Below are 2,681 nucleotides of genomic sequence, written 5' to 3'. Positions count from 1 at the left end.
GTCTACGACGAGGGCCTGCGCCAGCACATGCTGCGCGTCTACAATTACATGGGCCTCGGCCTGGTGGTTACGGGCCTTGTCGCCTTGCTGGTGTCGTCGACGCCCGCTCTCTACGTGCCGATCTTTTCCAGCCCGCTGAAATGGGTGGTGATGCTGGCGCCGCTCGCTTTCGTGCTGCTGTTCTCGTTCAAGATGCAGACCATGTCGGCGGCAAGCGCGCAGGCAATGTTCTGGGCCTTCTGTGCCGTCATGGGCCTGTCGCTGGCCTCGGTGTTCCTGGTCTTCACCGGAACCAGCATCGCGCGCACCTTCTTCATCGCCGCCACCATGTTCGGCGCCACCAGCCTCTACGGCTACACGACCAGGCGCGACCTGACGCAGTTCTCGTCCTTCCTGATCATGGGCTTGATCGGTGTGGTGATCGCCAGCATCGTCAACATTTTCCTCGGCTCGACCGCGCTGCAGTTCGCCATCTCGGTGATCGGCATCGCCGTGTTCATCGGCCTGACCGCCTGGGATACGCAGACGATCAAGGAGCAGTATGCGGAGAATTTCGATGCGGAGTCGCGGCAGAAGCTCGCCGTCTTCGGTGCGTTCTCGCTCTATCTGAATTTCGTCAACATCTTCCAGCTGCTGCTGAATTTCACCGGCGAGCGGGAATAGTCCGAACCGTAGCAGGCAACACCTGGCATTCTGCCGTGGCCGGAGGAAACCTCAGGCCACTTTTTCATTCGAGACGACGCTTGGCCCGCGGCGCCGTCGATGTTCATAAATGCAAATGGGTCGGCGGCCTTGAGTTCGAGCCCGGCCATTTGCTAGCCTGCTGGCCACACCAGACAAACCGCGAGGACATATGGGACAGGACAGCCTGACGCTCGACGGTGACGGCATATCGGCAACCATCGTCGCGGATGGCGCGGAACTGGTTTCGCTGCGGGATGCACGAGGATTTGAGTTCCTGTGGCAGGCCGGACCGGCCTGGCGACGCCATTCGCCGGTGCTGTTTCCGATCGTCGGCCGGCTGAAGGGCGATCAGCTGCGCCATCGCGGCCAGACCTATCCGATGACGCAGCACGGCTTCGCGCGCGATAAGCCTTTTGCGTGGGCGGAGAGGGGGCCCCGGTCCTGCACGCTGGTGCTCACCGATGACATGGAAACCCGAACGCACTACCCGTTCGCATTTCGCCTGGCCGTGACCTATACGCTGGGCGAGGGGCAGCTCGACATAGGATTAGAGGTCACCAACACTGGCGACGACCCGTTGCCGGCCTCGATCGGGGCGCATCCGGCATTCAACTGGCCGCTTCTGCCCGATGTAGCCAAGGACGCCTATCGCCTGACGTTCGCCGAAGCAGAGCGCGCTCCGATCCGCCGGCTGAAGGATGGCCTGCTCACCGCGACGCCGCAGCCAACGCCTGTCAAAGGCAATATCCTCGAGCTGTCCGAACGGCTGTTTGATGGGGACGCCGTGATCCTGGACCAGCCGGCCAGCAGCAGCGTTCGCTACAGCGCCGATCGCGGTCCGGCGATCGAGGTCTCATGGCAGGGATTTCAAGAACTGGGCATTTGGTCCAAACCTGGCGGCGCACCGTTCCTGTGCATCGAGCCTTGGCACGGCATTGCCAGCCCGCTGGATTTCGATGGCGAGTTCACCGACAAGCCGGGCCTGATGCTGATCGCGCCGGGCGCGAAGCGTTCGCTGAGTTACCGGATCAGGCTGGAGCAGGGGCCTCGGTAAGGTTCCGGCAAGCCGCGGACCGGAGCCGTATTCGACATCAGGTCGAGGTTCAAACCTGCCGGACCACGGCGCCGATCACATTGATGAGAAGGCGCGCGGCGGTGAGCGCCGACAGGCCGTCAATGTCGGCTGGCGGATAGAGCTCCACAAGATCGAATCCGGCGATCCTCGCCCGCTTGCCGAGGCCTGCGATGAGATCGATGATCTGCGTATAGGTGAGGCCGCCGGGCGTACGCGCGGCCACGCCAGGCATGATGCCTGGGTCGAGACTGTCGCAGTCGAAGGTGACGACGACCCGCGCGCCTTCCGGAATATGGCGCAGGGCGGCTTCGACACCCAGGGCGTGAACCTCGCGGGCGGTGACGAAACGGCTGCCATAGTGCCGCGCCGCTTCGATTTCCGCGAGGCGTGCGCTGCCGACGCTGCGCAATCCGACCTGCACCATGCCGGCGACATGCGCCATCTCGCTCGCCCGGCGCATCGGGCTGGAGTAGCCGTAGCGCTCGCCATGCACTTCGTCACGCCAGTCGATATGGGCGTCGATCTGCAGGATCCAGACAGGCCCGTGATCCGCGAAGCCGGCGAGGAAGGGACTGACCACGGAATCGTCGCCGCCGAGCAGGATGGGCACGGCCGGCGATGACAGGATCTCGCGCGTCTTCGCCTCGATCCGGGCACGGTTGCCGGCATTGTCATGCATGATGGTCAGGATGTCGCCGGCGTCGACGCAGCAGATCGGCCTGCCGTCGAACAGCGGGCCGCCGAGATCGAAATCCCAGTGCTCGACGAGCGCGGCATCACCCTGGCTCGCAAAGCGGATGGCCTCGGCGGCCAAGGCATGACCGCTGCTGTCTTTGCCGGGATAGGTGCTGCCGTGACCAGCTCCGAAGATTACCGCGCGGGGCGCCGTGCCATCGGCGAGGCGATCGGGCAAGCCTAGAAA

At 64.1% G+C, this 2,681-nt stretch carries 3 protein-coding genes; 2 read left to right on the top strand and 1 reads right to left on the bottom strand.

What is annotated here, in order from left to right; translation table 11 throughout:
- Both EOA36_RS32970 and EOA36_RS32965 read left to right on the top strand, forming a co-directional pair.
- A partial coding sequence (locus tag EOA36_RS32970) for a Bax inhibitor-1/YccA family protein (RefSeq protein ID WP_145969442.1) occupies positions 1-663 on the top strand: 663 nt, incomplete at its 5' end.
- 190 nt (positions 664-853) lie between these two features.
- Complete coding sequence (locus EOA36_RS32965; protein ID WP_127280957.1) at positions 854-1,738, top strand: aldose 1-epimerase family protein; 885 nt, start codon at positions 854-856, stop codon at positions 1,736-1,738.
- A gap of 49 nt (positions 1,739-1,787) precedes the next feature.
- On the opposite strand, the gene EOA36_RS32960 is transcribed toward EOA36_RS32965, so the two are convergent.
- On the bottom strand, positions 1,788-2,681 hold an 894-nt coding region (locus EOA36_RS32960; RefSeq protein ID WP_127280956.1), incomplete at its 5' end, for an agmatinase.

This window comes from Mesorhizobium sp. M8A.F.Ca.ET.021.01.1.1 (assembly GCF_003998025.1).
Classification (GTDB): Bacteria; Pseudomonadota; Alphaproteobacteria; order Rhizobiales; family Rhizobiaceae; genus Mesorhizobium.
The sequence above is the reverse complement of the archived record's forward strand: the minus strand, read 5'-3'. Positions and strand labels throughout refer to the sequence as shown.